This is a genomic window from Labilibaculum sp. (assembly GCF_963664555.1).
In the GTDB taxonomy this organism is placed as follows: domain Bacteria; phylum Bacteroidota; class Bacteroidia; order Bacteroidales; family Marinifilaceae; genus Labilibaculum.
In genome coordinates, this window is sequence record NZ_OY761461.1 from 3,834,344 (window position 1) to 3,850,553 (window position 16,210).

Annotated in this window: 13 protein-coding genes; 3 read left to right on the forward strand and 10 right to left on the reverse strand. The window is 35.9% G+C overall.

The features are described from left to right. Window positions 1-2: 2 nt before the first annotated feature. Both cysQ and ACKU4N_RS15160 read right to left on the reverse strand, forming a co-directional pair. Window positions 3-818 carry a 3'(2'),5'-bisphosphate nucleotidase CysQ gene (cysQ, locus tag ACKU4N_RS15155; protein WP_321317726.1) on the reverse strand — a complete coding sequence of 272 codons (816 nt, stop codon included), beginning with the start codon at window positions 816-818 and terminating at the stop codon, window positions 3-5. Between the two features lie 44 nt (window positions 819-862). Further along, window positions 863-2,644, reverse strand: coding sequence for an SLC13 family permease (locus ACKU4N_RS15160; RefSeq protein ID WP_321317728.1), 1,782 nt, complete (start codon window positions 2,642-2,644; stop codon window positions 863-865). 188 nt (window positions 2,645-2,832) lie between these two features. Between ACKU4N_RS15160 and ACKU4N_RS15165 the strand changes: the two genes are divergently transcribed. Then, a complete protein-coding gene (locus tag ACKU4N_RS15165; protein WP_321317730.1) occupies window positions 2,833-3,402 on the forward strand; it encodes a DUF2284 domain-containing protein in 570 nt (189 codons plus the stop codon). 219 nt (window positions 3,403-3,621) lie between these two features. Here ACKU4N_RS15165 and ACKU4N_RS15170 read toward each other — a convergent pair whose 3' ends face one another. The 4 genes from ACKU4N_RS15170 to ACKU4N_RS15185 all read right to left on the reverse strand — a co-directional run bounded on the left by ACKU4N_RS15170 (window position 3,622) and on the right by ACKU4N_RS15185 (window position 9,664). After that, the gene (locus ACKU4N_RS15170) at window positions 3,622-4,179 is read right to left on the reverse strand and encodes an HDIG domain-containing metalloprotein (protein ID WP_321317732.1); all 558 of its coding nucleotides are present in this window, start codon (window positions 4,177-4,179) and stop codon (window positions 3,622-3,624) included. Beyond that, on the reverse strand, window positions 4,157-5,398 hold the full coding sequence (locus ACKU4N_RS15175; RefSeq protein ID WP_321317735.1) for an isocitrate/isopropylmalate dehydrogenase family protein: 1,242 nt from the start codon (window positions 5,396-5,398) through the stop codon (window positions 4,157-4,159). The genes ACKU4N_RS15170 and ACKU4N_RS15175 overlap by 23 nt, the downstream gene beginning before the upstream one ends. Window positions 5,399-5,539: 141 nt before the next feature. Beyond that, window positions 5,540-6,343, reverse strand: coding sequence for a toxin-antitoxin system YwqK family antitoxin (locus ACKU4N_RS15180; protein ID WP_321317737.1), 804 nt, complete (start codon window positions 6,341-6,343; stop codon window positions 5,540-5,542). Window positions 6,344-6,400: 57 nt separating this feature from the next. Beyond that, the gene (locus ACKU4N_RS15185) at window positions 6,401-9,664 is read right to left on the reverse strand and encodes a UvrD-helicase domain-containing protein (protein WP_321317739.1); all 3,264 of its coding nucleotides are present in this window, start codon (window positions 9,662-9,664) and stop codon (window positions 6,401-6,403) included. A gap of 299 nt (window positions 9,665-9,963) precedes the next feature. Here ACKU4N_RS15185 and ACKU4N_RS15190 point away from each other — a divergent pair, with 299 nt between their 5' ends. Further along, entirely contained in the window at window positions 9,964-10,362 is a 399-nt protein-coding gene (locus ACKU4N_RS15190) for a DUF6146 family protein (RefSeq protein ID WP_321317741.1), read from the forward strand. A 76-nt stretch (window positions 10,363-10,438) separates the two neighbouring features. Here ACKU4N_RS15190 and ACKU4N_RS15195 read toward each other — a convergent pair whose 3' ends face one another. After that, window positions 10,439-11,323, reverse strand: coding sequence for a DUF3078 domain-containing protein (locus ACKU4N_RS15195; protein WP_321317743.1), 885 nt, complete (start codon window positions 11,321-11,323; stop codon window positions 10,439-10,441). Window positions 11,324-11,530: 207 nt separating this feature from the next. On the opposite strand from ACKU4N_RS15195, the gene mnmA reads away from it, so the two are divergent. After that, window positions 11,531-12,703 (forward strand): tRNA 2-thiouridine(34) synthase MnmA, encoded by a 1,173-nt coding sequence (mnmA, locus tag ACKU4N_RS15200; protein WP_321317750.1) that lies wholly within the window; start codon window positions 11,531-11,533, stop codon window positions 12,701-12,703. Window positions 12,704-12,780: 77 nt separating this feature from the next. Here the strand turns inward: mnmA and ACKU4N_RS15205 are convergent, their stop codons facing one another. The 3 genes from ACKU4N_RS15205 to ACKU4N_RS15215 all read right to left on the reverse strand — a co-directional run bounded on the left by ACKU4N_RS15205 (window position 12,781) and on the right by ACKU4N_RS15215 (window position 16,195). Then, a complete protein-coding gene (locus tag ACKU4N_RS15205) occupies window positions 12,781-13,389 on the reverse strand; it encodes a Riean_0653 family protein (RefSeq protein WP_321317753.1) in 609 nt (202 codons plus the stop codon). Beyond that, complete coding sequence (locus ACKU4N_RS15210; protein ID WP_321317766.1) at window positions 13,367-13,996, reverse strand: porin family protein; 630 nt, start codon at window positions 13,994-13,996, stop codon at window positions 13,367-13,369. Before ACKU4N_RS15210 ends, ACKU4N_RS15205 begins: the two co-directional genes overlap by 23 nt. Window positions 13,997-14,362: 366 nt before the next feature. Next, complete coding sequence (locus tag ACKU4N_RS15215; protein WP_321317771.1) at window positions 14,363-16,195, reverse strand: LTA synthase family protein; 1,833 nt, start codon at window positions 16,193-16,195, stop codon at window positions 14,363-14,365. Window positions 16,196-16,210 lie beyond the last annotated feature (15 nt).

Below are 16,210 nucleotides of genomic sequence, written 5' to 3' on the forward strand. Positions count from 1 at the left end.
GTTTAGTATTCTCTTTTACAAATGAACCAAGGATTTAATAGATTTTCTTTGTTGTATGATATTTCCTCTTCGGAATTTAGATGCAAAACCTTTCCTCCCGAAGCCGAAACTATTGCATGACCTGCAGCAATATCCCATTCCATTGTAGGTGCATATCTAGGGTAAACCTCTGCTTCTCCTTCAGCAATCATACACAGTTTTAAAGAGCTCCCTTTTGAGATTAACTCAACCTCATCATGCTCCTCTTGTAAATTAGAAATAAAATCTTTGGTTTCCTTACTCATATGAGAACGAGATCCAACCACACGAAGCGAATTTCGATTTTGAGAGAGTGGAAGTTTTTTTGACTGCTTTACTAATTGATCCAAATCTCCAGACCAATCCTCAATATCATCCATTCTAAATGACCCCATTTCCTTATCGGAAAAATACAATTGCTTATACACAGGCACATATATGACTCCTGCAATTGATGTTTTATTTTCTATTAGAGCAATATTCACGGTAAATTCATCATTCCTTTTTATGAATTCCTTTGTTCCATCCAGAGGATCTACAATCCAGCAATAATCCCAATTCCTCCGAATATCGTAGTCCAAATGTTCTCCTTCTTCACTTAAAACGGGTATGCCAAGTTCATCCAATATCGAAACAATTGCCTGATGCGCTCTTTGATCAGCTATGGTTAACGGGCTATCATCTGATTTTGTCTGGATTTCAAAATCTAGAGAATTATAAACTTCCAATATCTCTTTTCCAGCATTTAGGGATGCAGTTATGGCAGAAGAAAGAAGTTCTTTTCTTTTACTAAAATTCATAGGTTTTTATGCTTAACAATCCTTAAGGATTGTGGAATTATCAATTAATAAAAATAGATGTATGACAGTATCAATACAGTAACCAACATATAAATAATGGTCAAAGGGAATCCAATTTTGAAGAAATCTTTAAAGGTATACCCTCCTGGTCCGTAAACCATTAAGTTGGTTTGATAACCAATTGGAGTCATAAAATTTGCAGCCGCAGCAAATGCTACAACCAAAACAAATGGTTCTGGATTTAAATGAAGATTTAAAGCTATTGTAAGCGAAATAGGGAATACAATAGCAACGGCAGCCTTATTTGTTATATAGGCCGCAAGCACCGATGTAATCAAATAAATCCCAAATAAAACTCCGACTCTTCCTAATGGGATAAAGACTGAAATTAACAGGTCAGCAATGATCTCCGCCAATCCGGATTTTATCATGGCTGTGCCAAATGCCAAGGCAAGAGAAATAATTAAAGCCAGATTAAAATCAACCCTCGATGCAATATCCTTAGGATTAGAAATTTTCAAGGCCAGAATAACGATAATCATCACAATTAAAGTCATGAACAGAGGCACTATTTTTAAGGCTGACAAGACAACTGCCAGTACCGTTCCTCCGAGCAGCAACCATATTTTATAAGCTTCCTGCTTTCTGAATTCCTTAACTTTTGATATAAAATAAAAATCCTGAACCAGATGTGAGCGATCAACAAAATCATCTCCTCCTAAAAGCAATAATACATCACCGGCACGAAGTTTTACTTCTCCAATTTTACCACTTACACGCCCACCATTTCGATGAATACCAATTACTGCAGCATCAAAATGACCTCTAAAATTAGCCTCTTTAACTGTTTTGGATATCAAGGTTGAGTTATGAGAAATTACAATTTCAACCACCTCTATATGCTTTTTATGAGTCAGCATCCCAACCGTAGGAAGCGTTAATCCTGAATTGGGAAGCACCAAATCGGCAATGGTTTCGGTATCGCCTGCGAACAATAAACGATCGCCTTCTTCCAACCTGTATTCATGAGAAACTGCAGCAATTCTTACATCACCCCGGTTGATCTGAAAAAGGTAAAGACCTTTCAAATTTCTTAAATCAGCCTCTTCAATTGATTTTCCAATTAAACCGGAATTGGATTTGACATGCGCTTCAACAATATACTTTCGCGAATTTTCAGAAAACTCACCCAACACATCCTCTTTCTCCGGCAACCATTTCTTACTTACCAATAAAAGGTAAATCGACCCAATAAGCATCATTGGAATTCCGACATATGCAAAACTAAACATATCAAGAGAACTCATTGCAGGTATAATTTTCTGATCGATAACCATACCATTGACAATCAAGTTTGTGGATGTACCAATTAGAGTTATACATCCTCCTAATATAGCTGCGTATGATAATGGAATTAATAATTTCGATGGAGAAATATTATTGCGCTTGCTCCAATTGTGCACATATGGCATCATAACGGCAACAAGAGGTGTATTATTTAAAAAAGCTGAAAAAGCTCCCACCAGAAATATCATGCGTGCCATGAATTGCCGATAAGTAGTGGCTTTTTGAAATACCTTATCAAATAGGGTTTCAACAATACCCAAATCCCTGATAATGTCTCCAATCAACAAGAGCATTAAAATGACAAAAACCTGATCATTAGCAAATCCACCAAGTATCTCTGAAGGAGTAAGAATCCCAAAAATCCCAAGAACAACAACTCCAATCAGGAAAGTAAAAGCAGGCCCAACCCATTCTTTATAGAATGATATTAGAATAAAAACCAACACGATTAATACAACGATCGCATCAAATGAGAGCATAAATAAAGTTTTTGGATTGAGTTTAAGGTACGAAGATACAAAAATAGTATAAGTAGAAAACTCATTTTTAAATCCTTTGCACTCCAAAATTATTAAACAGTTAAAATTTATACTAATAAATCTATAAAAGCTTATCGCTGCCAGCAATCAAAACAACTAAATTTACGACATCTAAAAACAATTCAAATATGAAGAATTTCAAAACGGACAGCCTGGAGAAACAGTTTCGCAACTCTCCAATAACAATTCACGTTAAGCATCTTAAGCTTAAAACGAATGAGATTTTATCCTACTTAAACCCCGAAAAGTTTAATACCTATTGCCAAAATGGCTGCCCTAATCATTCTCAGAAATGGACCTGCCCGCCAAACTGCCCTCCCTTTACTATTTATGCTCAGGATTATCCAAATATATCACTATATCTATTTTTCACATCTCCGCATCAAATAAAAGATGGGGAAGACAAAGCTTTGCATGCTTACAATTTTATTAAAGAAGAACTTCAAACTTACCTTCGGGAAATTGAACTGACAGAGGGTAAAATGATTGCTGCTAATAGCTGTGAGCTTTGCTCTACGTGTGGGCTTGTTTTGGGAAAAGAATGTTGTATCCCTGACAAAATGCGTTACAATTTGGTTGCCTTTGGTTTTAATGTAAGCAAAATAATGACCGATCTGTTTCAGCATGAACTACAATGGGCTTCGAAAGATCAGATACCTGATTTTGTAAGCAGTGTTGGTGCTATTCTAAAAAAATAAACTCCGGTAGATTAATTGACCGGAGTTTATTTGCATGATTTTATTTCTTAGACAATTATACCAAATTAACATCAAAACATGCCTTATAAAATGTTTCTTTTCAGCTATATTTTCGTTAAAAAAGATGCATCGTAACTTGGCTATGCTTTACTTTTTTGCCTCGATACAGCTAAAAATTAATTCATTTTAATTAAAGTCTATTTTGAAATTAAATTGGTATTACACTTTTAATCTTTCTTTAAAAGGCAAAAAAGTCATGAAGTCGGCATGGTGAACAATGTAAGCTTCGGTGCTTCTTTTCACCATATTTCCTTCTCCTGCATGGGTTGCAATAATGTGGCAAACCTCGGGTGGAATACCACACTCCTCAGCCAATGAAACCCCTGAAAACGGATGACGGATGTATTTTCCATATGTGCCCTGAACTGCATTGTCTTCCTCATCCAAAACATATTCCAACAACTTACCAACATCACAAAGAATAGCTCCGGAAAGTAAAACATCCATATCCACAGGTAACTCGTCTTTAAAAAAGGAATTCATTTTTTCGCCGCTTTCTTTTGCAATATGCACTACGCATTGCTTATGATCCATAAAACTCACTTTAAGATCAGGGCCGCATAAAAGCGTAAAAGGAATCCTTAGAAGATCTTCAGCGGACAATACACTTCTTTCCAAAGCAATTTCCCATACTTTAGTCGTTTTTTCTCTTAACACCGCATCTTCAATCCAATCGAGTTCGGGCCACAATTCCTTAACTACTTTTCTCATATTCATAATCAGGATTATTGGAATGTTTCGTTTTTAACTTTTCAATAATAACATCTGCCATCTGTTGAGTGGATGCAGCACCTTTATCAATCACATCTGCGCTGCCTGTCATCCTCATCATATCATAGGTTTGTACCTTCCCCTCTTCAATCACTTCAGCAACCGCTTTTCTGATTCTTGCTGCTATTTCCTTTTCTTCCAGATACTCCAACATCATACAAGCTGATGTTACCATAGCAATAGGATTTACTATCGAAACCGGATAATCAGCATATTTGGGAGCAGAACCATGAGTTGGCTCGAATACAGCAATTCCTTCATCAGACATTTGCGCACTGCACGCAAATCCCAAACCTCCAATAAGTCCTGCAAATCCATCAGACACAATATCTCCAAACATATTACCAGCTACAATCACTCCATAATTTTCAGGATTTTTGGTTAACCACATCATTTGAGCATCAATGTTGGTGTTCCACAGTTCAATTTCAGGGAATTTTTTCTTCTGAATTTCCTGTGCCAGCTTGAACATCATTCCTGAAGTCTCGCGAATAACATTTGGTTTTTCGCAAAGCGTAACCGATTTATATCCATTCTTTTTGGCGTACTCGAAAGCTGCCATTAAAATTCTGGTGGTACCGGTTCTCGTGAAAATTCTTGTGGAAATGGATAAATCTTCCCTTGGCACACTGCCAAAATTCTTCACAAATTTAGGATGTGAAGTTAGTGCTGCATAAACAATATTATCGGGATTTGACCATTCTACCCCGCCGTACAAACCCTCTGTGTTCTGTCTGAAAATTACGACATCAACTATTGGTTCTTCAATAAGCCCACCTTTGCCTCTGCGGATAAAGTTTAACGGATTGCCTTTGTAGGTTTTGCAGGGCCGAATACAGATATCAAGGTTAAAATACTGACGCAAACCTACAATTGGACTTGAGTACACCAGTCCTTTGTTCTGCAATTCCGGAGCCAATTCTTTAGCTGCATCATCTTTTGGTTTGGATGTTATTGCACCAAACAATGCTATTTTATGCTTTTTGAGCAATTCAATAGTGCGCTTAGGAAGAGGGTTCCCTTCCTTACACCAAAACTCCCAGCCAATATCTCCTTCTATGTAATCTGCTTCAAATCCAGCAGCATTTAAGATTCTAATGGTTTCATTAAGTACAACATTACCTATTCCATCACCGGGCATAGCAACAATAGTTCTCCTGGTCATAAGTTTCGATTTTGTAAGTTAGTGTGATATATCTACCTTAAATATAACAAATTACAAACATTAATCTCATGAGGAAAATCAGTGTTTATTTCAACAAAAAAAGCTCCAAAAGGAGCTTTATATCGATCATTAAATTAATATCTAATTAGGATTGCGAATGGAAACAGGAACCATAACACTTAAAATCCGATCATTTTGATACGTGGTTTTTTCCACAGCCACAATAGGAATGTTCTTTTCAATATTAAACCCTTTAGAAATAGGAATTCTTAATTCACCTACTCCTGCAGTGGTTTTCAATTCAACAAGACCTCGGGTACCAATTGGCAAAAATTTCCCATCGATTAATTTCCCCTGATAAAATTGTACTTTATTCCGCCCATTGCTCAACCGGAATTTAAAAACATATTCCTCCTTTGTTTTTAAAAGATCAATCTTCTCCACTTTAATATAAGGTTCCGACTTCTCCTTTCCTGTCTTGGCATACTCTTTCAAGCCCACACCAAGCATATCATTTTTGTATAAAAGTTCAGATTTTAATTTCCCGTTTTCCCAGAATTTCTTCTGAAATCCATTCTTTTTTCCTTTCTCGTAATTGGTTTCCCGATAAACTTTTCCATCCTTATAATACCACAAAACAACACCATGTTTCATTCCATCAACATAGGGAATATCATACTGTTTTTCACCTGTTTTATAAAAAGTAGTACTTATGCCTACTTTTTTGTTATCCTTATATTCAACGATGGATTTCAATTCCCCAGTCCCAAAATAATACTTCTTTGTTCCGTTTTTAACTTTAGGCGTTAACTGTTCGCTCACCTTATTCTCGTGTGTTTCTATTTTCTTTTCCGAAACTTTTTTAATTAAATTAACACCTCCAACAATTAAATCACAGGAAGTGATTAAAAATAGGGCACTTATTAGTAATACAATATTTTTCATTGATATTTTTTTTTGACTGTGCAAGGTAACAGGATTTCAATTTGGAAGCAATAATAATTATACTTCCTCTATTTCAGACAGTTTTCCATAGAGAACAAATGCTTCCACCTTTTCGAATCCAAGTTGTTGAATCAATTTCTTATAAGCTAAAACCTGCTTTTTGTGACTATTCTCCTTATTTTTTCCGAACTTAAAATCGATAACAACCGCTTCTTTTCCTTTGTAAATAACTCTGTCTGGCCGCTGCACTTCCCCTTTGCCCAAAAGAATATCTCTCTCGTTAACCACCGTCCAATCTTTCGAAAACCATTCAGACACAATTGGGCCATTTAATAATTCTTTAGCAAAAAGTGAAACTTCCTGAGCTTGAATCTGATCCAGTTTCCCTTCAAACTGCAACTGAATCACCGCTTTGTCAACGTCCTCTTTGTATTCGATCAGTTGAAACAGCTGATGCAGAATATTTCCTCTGCTTACCGGTGAAAAGGTCTCCACTGATTCTGCTTCCGAGAAATCAAAATAATCTGCCGAATGCGCCCGTAACTTTAACCGGTCATCGAGCAAAGAAGCAGGATACTCGCTCCTCTTCTCTTTTGTTTTTTGAGGCTCTTCGGAAACTCTGACTTTCAATTCTCCCAATTCGAAATATTTGCCTTCTTTGTTCCAGTTTTGAGCTAAAGACACAATTTTATTCCCATTAAAATCAGAAGAATAGTTGTCTGAGTTTTCGAAAATGAACAAAAGTAAGTCTGAAATATTTCTCAAATCTCTCTTGCCCGAAAGTGGTGAATAACTAATAAAAACCTCTTCGGCTCTGGTTTGAGCAACATATAAAAGATTCAGATTATCAATATACGACTGCAGTTTTTCAGTAAAATATTCCTGATAATAGATGGTTTCCTTCAAACTGCTGCTATATCGAACCGGAAGTACATCCAAAACATCAAAACCTTCTACTTTAGGCTGACACCATAATATATTTGTGTGCCGGGTATTGTCCAGATCCCAATTGCAAAATGGCAAAATCACCACTTTAAATTCCAAACCTTTCGACTTGTGAATCGTCATGATACGAATTGCATCCTGTTGATCTGAAACTGAAATTACTTCCTTGTCTTTTCTCTCTGCCCAATAATCCACGAAAGAATTCAAATCCGGCGCATCTGTTTTTGTAAATCCCAACACCAAATCCTGAAAAGCCTCTAAAAACGGAAAGTCCTGTGGTCGATCATTCAATTTAAAAATATGAATTAATTTCTCGACTAAATCATACAAAGCCTGTCTTTTCAATTCAGGAATATTATCCGTAAATTCATTGGGAAAAACAGATTCAAATGTATTTTCATCTTTAGAAACAGTGTACAATTTATCCTTATCTTCCAGCTCCTGATTTTGAATGTAAACCTGATATTCCTGCTTTAAAAACCCAAGATTTATTTTATCATCAGGATATACAAAATAGGTAAGCAAATGAGTCAGAAAACTAATAACAGAAGAATTCTTTAGGAAGAGAGAATCATTCGATATTACATCGTAATTGACTCCTTCTTTTGCATTTTCGCTTGCGCGATAAGCCATTAAAGTATCAGCAATCAGCCCCCCTTCTTTCCCATTTCGCACTAAAATAGAAATGTCTCTTGCCTGATAACCCATCTCCTGAAATTGCTCAATTTTCGATGGTAAATCTTCCAACACCTTCTCAATCCAATCTGAATCATTTTCTTTCTCAATAAAATGGGCTTTTACATATCCTGGAAATTTATTTTTACTTTCAGGAAAATGCTGATAAACGTCCTGATAAGCACCTGTAATTTTTTCCTGCTCCTCTTTTAATCCATCCGAAATATCTGCTGGAATAGAGGCATTGTATTCGTTCTGCAAAATCTGTGCTCCAAGTGCAAACACCGAATTATTATAATTGATCACATTTTTAGAGCTTCGCCAGTTGTAATTCAGCGTCATGCCATTCACACCAAAACCCTCAAAATCCTGATCCAATTGTTCCGATAATATCTTCCAATCACCATTCCGCCATCTGTAAATGGATTGTTTTACATCTCCTACAACCAAAGAGTGATTCCCTTCGGCCAAAGAATTTGTCACCAAGGGGCGAAAACTCTCCCACTGCATCGACGATGTATCCTGAAATTCATCTATCATGAAATGCTTGTATACATTCCCTATTTTTTCATAAATAAAAGGCGTGTCATTATCTCCAATGATGCTTCGAAGCAAACGACCCGCATCCGAAAGAAGAAAAATATTTTCGCTTTCGGAATACTCCCTAACCTTTTTAGATAAGTCTGTAAGTATTCCTAATGTATAAATGTAGCTTAATGTTTTATCCGTTGACTTGTACAACATTGACTGCTCATCGTAATGATTAACGGCCTTTTTCAACAAATCATTTAATCCGGCATTGCAAGCCTCTCCAACAGCTTGTTTTGTTGAAGAACTTGCTTTCCCTGTTGTCCATTTATCAGGAGTATCAACCGCCGATCGGGCTCTGATTCCCGGATCCATCTTTCCATCCTTACCTAAACCTGACAAATAACCTGCAACTCCTGCTTTTCCGTAGGCAAACTCAGTAATATCTAGTCCGTGCTGAGTCAATATCCTCCTTGTCTCCTCTCCTATTTTATTGAAAAAAGTCTCAAACTCATCCTTTATCTCTTTTAAGATTTTACGATAATTTGTCAAGAATTTTTTATCAGAAAGTTTATCAATTAATTTATCTGAGAAATTCTTAAAGTCTTCTTTAAAAACTTCATTTCCCACTTCCAAAATTTCCTGTTTGAAATTCCAGTTTTTCCCTTCTCTGATTTTCGATTCTGCAAAATCGGTAAGCCACGATCTTAACTGCGGATCCCTGTCTACATCAGTAAAAAGTAAATCGGCAACCTCATTCAAAACCCTGCGCTGATCCAGTTCAATATTATAACCCATTTGCAGGCCGATTTCGCGGGTAAAAGATCGAACGACTTTCTGAAAGAAACTATCAATGGTAGTAACTGAAAACCGGGAGTAATCGTGAAGTAGTCTGTTTAAAATTTCTTTTGCTCTGGAAACCAGCTCAACAGAATTCAGATTGTGTTTTTCTTTTAATTCTTTAGCATAAGGAGAATCATCAGATTTTGACAGAAGATAAATTTCTTTTACAATTCTGGACTTCATCTCATCTGTAGCTTTATTGGTAAAGGTAACAGCAAGAATACTTTTATAATTTAAGGGATCTTCAAAAACCAAATTTAGATACTCTTTGGTAAGCGTATAGGTCTTTCCTGACCCTGCTGAAGCTCGATATATGGAAAGTTCGGACATATTCTAATCTATATTTAATCCGAAAATAGTGATAATAATGATGAGGTGAGAAGCAATGTAAAAATAAAATAGTCTGCAGATTGGTTTCCTCGATTAAATTACCCCCAAACATCAGGAAAACCAAGGTCGAATGCTAATAAAACCTACTCATGTCTTATCAAAATTTATTTTTCATCTTCATCAACAACAAATACCGCAACATTTTAATAATCATACACGTAACTATCATTACAGGCTCTAAATAACGAACTCTCTAATTGCTGTGATTTTATCTGTCTGATCTCTTAATTAGTATTGTCATGAAAAGAATTGCATATCTATTTTTCATTTTTACGATTGTTTATGGATGTTCAAGCTATTCTGCATTCAAAACTCCTGTTCCTGTTCAGGATCAAGAAAATGAAATAGCCGTAACGGATAGTGTTGAATACGAGTTACTGATTTTAGATACAGGATTCGAATCGTGGTTTGCTACGCGAAATATGATTGAAACTGCGCATTCGGACAACTATTACAAAAACTGGAATCAAATTTACGTTTTGGAGTGGAACCAATTATTTATGCAAGGGAATCCCTATATTGATAATTATATAGAATACGATCCTTTGGAAGATTACGGCCTCGAAATTAATTACAAACTGTACAATTACTTTCAATTTGTGGAAGAAAAAACAGGCATATCATTAGTTCGCAGATAAGAAAAAGCGGAAGAATCAAACAAATGATTCTTCCGCTTTATATTCATTTAACGAAGTACACTCCCTGTTTGTCAGCTTAAAATTTGTAGGCCAATCCGATTCCTATAATTTCTTTGAACTGAATTTTTGGACCTTTGTTAACACCATCCTTATTCACATATTCAACATCATCATCGTAAACCAAAGATGTATTTATTGTTGCTGTCAGGAAATCATTCACCTTCATATTAATCATTACATCCCACAAAACATCAATATTCCCAAAGTTTTCGGAATAGTTTGTGAATAAGCCCAAGGCACTCTTCAAATTTACATTTTCAACCAAATCCTTATTCAAAGCCAACTTGGTAAAAGCACCAAATTCTGCTCTGAATTTATCTCCGGGATCAACACCAAAAGCTCCTTCATCAGATAATTCATCATCGTTAACAATGGTCATTTTACCGGTAACAGGAGAAATATAAGCCGAAAACACATCGCTTGGTTTGTAATCCATACCCAAAGAAAGAGTAATATATGCAGGTGCCAAAAAGTTGGATACTTTTACATCAGATTCTCCTTCGGTATTCGAATAGTTGTAGCCTTTTGCAAATTGAGTTTTAAAATCCAACAAAGCACTGTAATACCACTCGCCACCATTCTTGTGACCATATTTGGTTGTAAAATCAATTTTATCGATGCTTTTACGAACGCCTTGATCGCCTTGTTTTACCAAACCATATTCCAGGTTTAGAGTGTTCTCCCAACTGTTTTTTCCTTTATTATAATTCGAAAACAAATTTAGCTGCGCATTGGTTGAAATGGCATTATCACCACCACCCGACCAATTGGTAAGAGATGTTTGTGAGAATGTTAGTGATGCCAAACCTCCCTTTTTCCAATAAGAAGTATCTTGTTTCTCCTGTGCAGAAACAAATATAGCTGCGCAAATCAGCAACAAAGTAAAACTTAGTTTTTTCATCTTTTAAACTTTTTATTATTCAAATAAATACGGATTTATAAAATGGAACCCATACATAAAAACCATATCGAAGTTAATTCATTTTTACTTTCAAAAAAAACACATAACTAATTTTAGGTGTTAAATTACCAGCAATTCGTCAGGGACAATTGGCACTAAGCCAAAAATTGAATACTTTTGCTCTCTGAAAAGAAGGAGAAATTACGAATGAAGAAAAAAGTTGTAATCGGATTGTCGGGTGGAGTGGATTCCAGTGTTGCTGCGCATTTACTAATTGAGCAGGGATATGAGGTGGAAGCGCTTTTTATGCAGAACTGGAACGATACGGTTGGGTTAAAATCCGAAGAATGTCCATTTGAAGAAGATGTACTGTTTGCTCAAATGGTGGCTAAAAAATTGGGAATCCCATTTCATTTTGTGGATTTGAGTGTGGAATACCGTGCGAAAGTGATTGATTACATGTTTTCGGAATATGAAAAAGGACGTACTCCCAATCCGGATGTACTTTGTAACCGGGAAATAAAATTTGATGTATTCCTGAAAAAGGCATTGGAACTGGGAGCTGATTATGTAGCTACCGGTCACTATTGCCAAAAGGAAACCATACTAAAAGATGGAAAAGAGATTCATCGGTTAATCGCCGGAGAGGATAATAATAAGGATCAGTCTTATTTCCTTTGTCAATTATCGCAGGAACAATTGTCAAAAGCGATGTTTCCGATCGGACACATTATAAAACCAGAGGTTCGGGAAATTGCCCGACGCGAAAAAATGGCCTCTGCCGAGAAAAAAGATTCTCAGGGCATTTGCTTTGTGGGTAAGGTTGATCTTCCGGTTTTCCTGCAGCAAAAGCTGAAAGCGATGAAAGGACAGATCATTGAAATTATGCCCGATAAGGCAGATGAGATCATCCCAAAATCGGATGCTTTGGCGGCTATTTCGGCACCGTATCAATTCAAACCTGAACACGGAACTGTTGTAGGGGAACACAATGGTGCTCACTTTTTTACTGTGGGTCAAAGAAAAGGCCTAAATGTTGGAGGAAAAAAAGAGCCGTTATTTGTGATCGGAACCGATGTGGTGAAAAACATTGTTTACGTAGGCATGGGACATGGGCATCCGCTATTGGCAAGAAAAGCGCTCTTCATTCCTAAAAATGAAGTGCATTGGATTCGTGAAGATTTAATGCCGACTGAAGAATGCGAAAGAAGATACGATATCAGAATAAGATACCGACAGCCTTTGCAAAAGGGGACCATCTATTTCAAAGAAGAAGGTATTTACATTCTGTTTGATGAAGAACAACGCGCTGTTGTTTCGGGACAATTTGCTGCCTGGTACGATGAAGGAGAACTGATTGGCTCAGGAGTTATTGACTAGTCATAAAAAAGCCGTTCACAATGAACGGCTTTTTTATTTTAAATGCCATACAAATTCACCACTATCTGTCAAAACCATTATACATCCTGATAAAAATCAGTCTTAAAGATTTTATAATCGAACCTTCCGGAACTTACTTTTAATGGCCATTGATCGTATTCAGATAAGGAAAACCCAAATGTTCCTGAAATAATTATTGCAGATTTATCATTGTTGAATCGCACATTTCTAAAATATATCTGCCCTATTCCCTTATTATCGTAGATTATCGGTGCATAATTTTCAATGTAATATCCTGCATTTTGATTTTCATCCAAACTTATTTTTTGGCCGTTCAAATCAATTAAATCGTCAAATTTGCTAATATTTAAACCCTTTAAATGGAATTCTACAAATGCCTGCGTTCCTTTTGTACTTCCAGAAAATACAATCATTAAACTGTCTTGTTCCTGCCAGGCTTTTATATAGGGTCTATTGCTGTTCCCGTAAGAAGGAAAACTAATGTAAACCTCCGATTTCCAAATTTCATCACCAATATATGCTCCGGCAGCATTGTTCCCTTTTTCGGTGTATTTGGGGAGTCGAGGATCTATTGGATCGGGCACAAATTCAGAAGTACAAGATGTAAGAATTATTAGAATAAAACATACAAACAGTCTGATATTATTTACATGTAATTTTTTCATTGGTAATATTAAATTTAATTCCTAATGCGACTGAAATATTCTTTAAATCATGAATTTTACCATTAAAATTTCCAAGATCATCTATATTGTAATAATCAAGAATAGGAAGAACTCCATAAGTAAATCTAATATATAAACTCCACTTTTTTTTATAATAATAACTTGTACCCAGCACCAAGCCCAAATCGAACTTATTGTAGGTATCTTTCCATCCTTCAATATTTGCATCTATCATTTGGCTTAATTCCACTCCTGTTTGCAAAGAAATATTATGAAAAAGTGAATAATCCACCAATATTGGAAAGGATAAATAATCAAACTTAAACTCGTACTCTTCCTCAAAATTCTGACGATATCCTTTTCTACTAAAGTTGAATTCATTAATTACTGATAATTTTTGTGCATTTCGAAAAGGATAATACTGCACTGCAATACCATAATTGTATCCTAATAATGCTTTCTTATTTTCAATCGATACATCATTCCGAATTTTAGAGTAACTCATGTTAGAATGTAATGCAATCTGGGCTTTTGTTTTTGTATCAAAAAAAATAATCAAAGCAACTGCTGAAAACAAAATCAATAATACCTTTTGAATTTTTTTCATTATCTTTTTTTTCATCACATCTCAAATTATTAATCTTAGATTGTGCCCTGCAAGCTTACAAAGAGGACTTTGCTTACGGAAAACTATACATGTAAGCTTACAAATAATCTATATCCTACTGATCTAATCAGTTATTTTTATGATCACCTATAAACTTACCACATCTTTATTTAACATGCAAATATAATAATCAAATATTAGTTGCAAATTGACAACACTCGCTCAAATTACAGCGATATTACAAACTTTTGGGGCAGTGTTTAATGCATCAATCCTTTCTTTTTTATAAAAATTTTACAAACTGGTATAAGACACAAAAAAAGCCGTTCAAATTGAACGGCTTTTTGTTTGCTGTATGGATTAAAACTATCTGGCCAGAAAATCCTCATTCAAATACTGCAATAAGGCTTTCCAGTTCTCTCTGCTGTTGGCACTTTCACCTTCTTCATGAACGTACTTATTCGACGTTAAATCGAATACGCTTCTTTCGTTTTCGTCGATATAACCAAAGCCGTTGTTGTAATCAAAATAAGCATATCCTTTCTGATCTGCGTTCAGCAAGTCTTTTCCGAAAATAAACTCATCGGCATTCATATCCAACTGAGACAAGAGGGTATTCGCCATATCAGGCTGACAGCCTAATTTGTCAATCACCAGATTTTTTTGCTTTAAAGCACCACCTAACCACAACATAGGTATCTGATACTTTATAAAATCACTTGGTACACTTTTATCAATATATCTGGTGCCATGATCGGCAACCAATATCACTATGGTATTCTCCCAGGCCTCTGTTTGTTTAAAATCGCTGATAAATTTGCCTAAGCATTTGTCTGTATAATAAATTGAATTTAAGAATCGCTCATCTTCGCTGTTCCCTTTAATCACCTTTTCCATGGGAACATCAAAAGGTTCGTGACTGCTTAAGGTGAAAAACACTTTAAAAAATGGCTTTGTCTCTTTTTTGATATCTGTTAACAGGCAATCAAACAGATGTTCATCGTGAACACCCCATTTTGAATTGTATAAATCCTCCGGAAAATCGAACATGGTGACCAATCTCTCAAAGCCGGTATTCATGAGATATGAATTTATATTCGCAAAACGAATATCGCCGCCATAATAGAATGCTGAAGAATAATTTTGCTTCGTAAACGTCGTGCATAAACTTGGAATGCTTTGAGTTTTCTTGGTATAGGAAATAACACTGCGCTGCGGCAGGGATGGGTATCCACTTAAAAGTCCTACAATTCCAATCTTTGAACGATCACCAATTGCATAAAAATTAGAAAACAAAACGCCTTCTTGGATTAGTGCATCGAAATTAGGCGTTGCCCCCTGATATCCTCCTAACGAACCAATTGCCTTGCTTGTAAAACTCTCGAGCATCACCACCACAACATTAGGCTTCTTCCCGCGAATAACCTGCAGGCTTTCAGAATCAGAATTGCATTTTAAGCCGGCAATCGTGCTTTTCAACTGATCATCCTTTAGAAACTTAAACAACTTGCCATCCTTCCCCATCCTCTTTAAAGAATAAGAAAAATTCCATACAGGATTAACAGCAACATGGTTTGCAAAAGTGCTTTGAGAAAAATAAACAAAACCTACATTCATAGGAGCAATACCGAAACCTCCCCTTATCGGGATAATCATACCGGCAGTGATGAATAGCAATACGGGAATCCACTTGTAGTTGATTGGCTCAATTTGATTAAGTTTCCGAATTACAAATCTGCGCAGACAATAATAGGACACAGTCGCTGTAAGTATAAAAAGAGCCCACAATATTAAATGCGTTGCGATCGTAGTTGAAGCCATTGCCTCCTTTGGTGTTTTCAGGTAACTAAGAACTGTTGCATCCAAATGAAAGCCCCAATTTCTATACAATTCTAAATTAGGAATCAAAATCATGATGAAAATAAGCCCAACTGCCGCATAAATTAGCGTAAACAAGCCTTTCAGCTTTTTCGCCGGCAACCAGAAAGTCAATGTCAAAATCAATCCGCTCAAAAGAAGAATATATCCCATTAAGGATAAATCGTGACGGGCACCTGAAATAAAAGCCTGTGCTATTTCAAAAAAAGATTCACCTTCGAGTAAATCCCATTGATACAAAACAAATATGAATCGGAAAACAAAGAAAAAAGCCACCCAAAACAATCCGGCTGACAGTAAATAAAACAATCTATTTTTCATGAACTAATTCAATTT

Bases quoted from the DNA above. Each gene is read 5' to 3' on its own strand.
- cysQ (WP_321317726.1), bottom strand. From the start codon at position 818: ATGAATTTTAGTAAAAGAAAAGAACTTCTTTCTTCTGCCATAACTGCA.
- ACKU4N_RS15160 (WP_321317728.1), bottom strand. From the start codon at position 2,644: ATGCTCTCATTTGATGCGATCGTTGTATTAATCGTGTTGGTTTTTATT.
- ACKU4N_RS15165 (WP_321317730.1), top strand. From the start codon at position 2,833: ATGAAGAATTTCAAAACGGACAGCCTGGAGAAACAGTTTCGCAACTCT.
- ACKU4N_RS15170 (WP_321317732.1), bottom strand. From the start codon at position 4,179: ATGAATATGAGAAAAGTAGTTAAGGAATTGTGGCCCGAACTCGATTGG.
- ACKU4N_RS15175 (WP_321317735.1), bottom strand. From the start codon at position 5,398: ATGACCAGGAGAACTATTGTTGCTATGCCCGGTGATGGAATAGGTAAT.
- ACKU4N_RS15180 (WP_321317737.1), bottom strand. From the start codon at position 6,343: ATGAAAAATATTGTATTACTAATAAGTGCCCTATTTTTAATCACTTCC.
- ACKU4N_RS15185 (WP_321317739.1), bottom strand. From the start codon at position 9,664: ATGTCCGAACTTTCCATATATCGAGCTTCAGCAGGGTCAGGAAAGACC.
- ACKU4N_RS15190 (WP_321317741.1), top strand. From the start codon at position 9,964: ATGAAAAGAATTGCATATCTATTTTTCATTTTTACGATTGTTTATGGA.
- ACKU4N_RS15195 (WP_321317743.1), bottom strand. From the start codon at position 11,323: ATGAAAAAACTAAGTTTTACTTTGTTGCTGATTTGCGCAGCTATATTT.
- mnmA (WP_321317750.1), top strand. From the start codon at position 11,531: ATGAAGAAAAAAGTTGTAATCGGATTGTCGGGTGGAGTGGATTCCAGT.
- ACKU4N_RS15205 (WP_321317753.1), bottom strand. From the start codon at position 13,389: ATGAAAAAATTACATGTAAATAATATCAGACTGTTTGTATGTTTTATT.
- ACKU4N_RS15210 (WP_321317766.1), bottom strand. From the start codon at position 13,996: ATGAAAAAAATTCAAAAGGTATTATTGATTTTGTTTTCAGCAGTTGCT.
- ACKU4N_RS15215 (WP_321317771.1), bottom strand. From the start codon at position 16,195: ATGAAAAATAGATTGTTTTATTTACTGTCAGCCGGATTGTTTTGGGTG.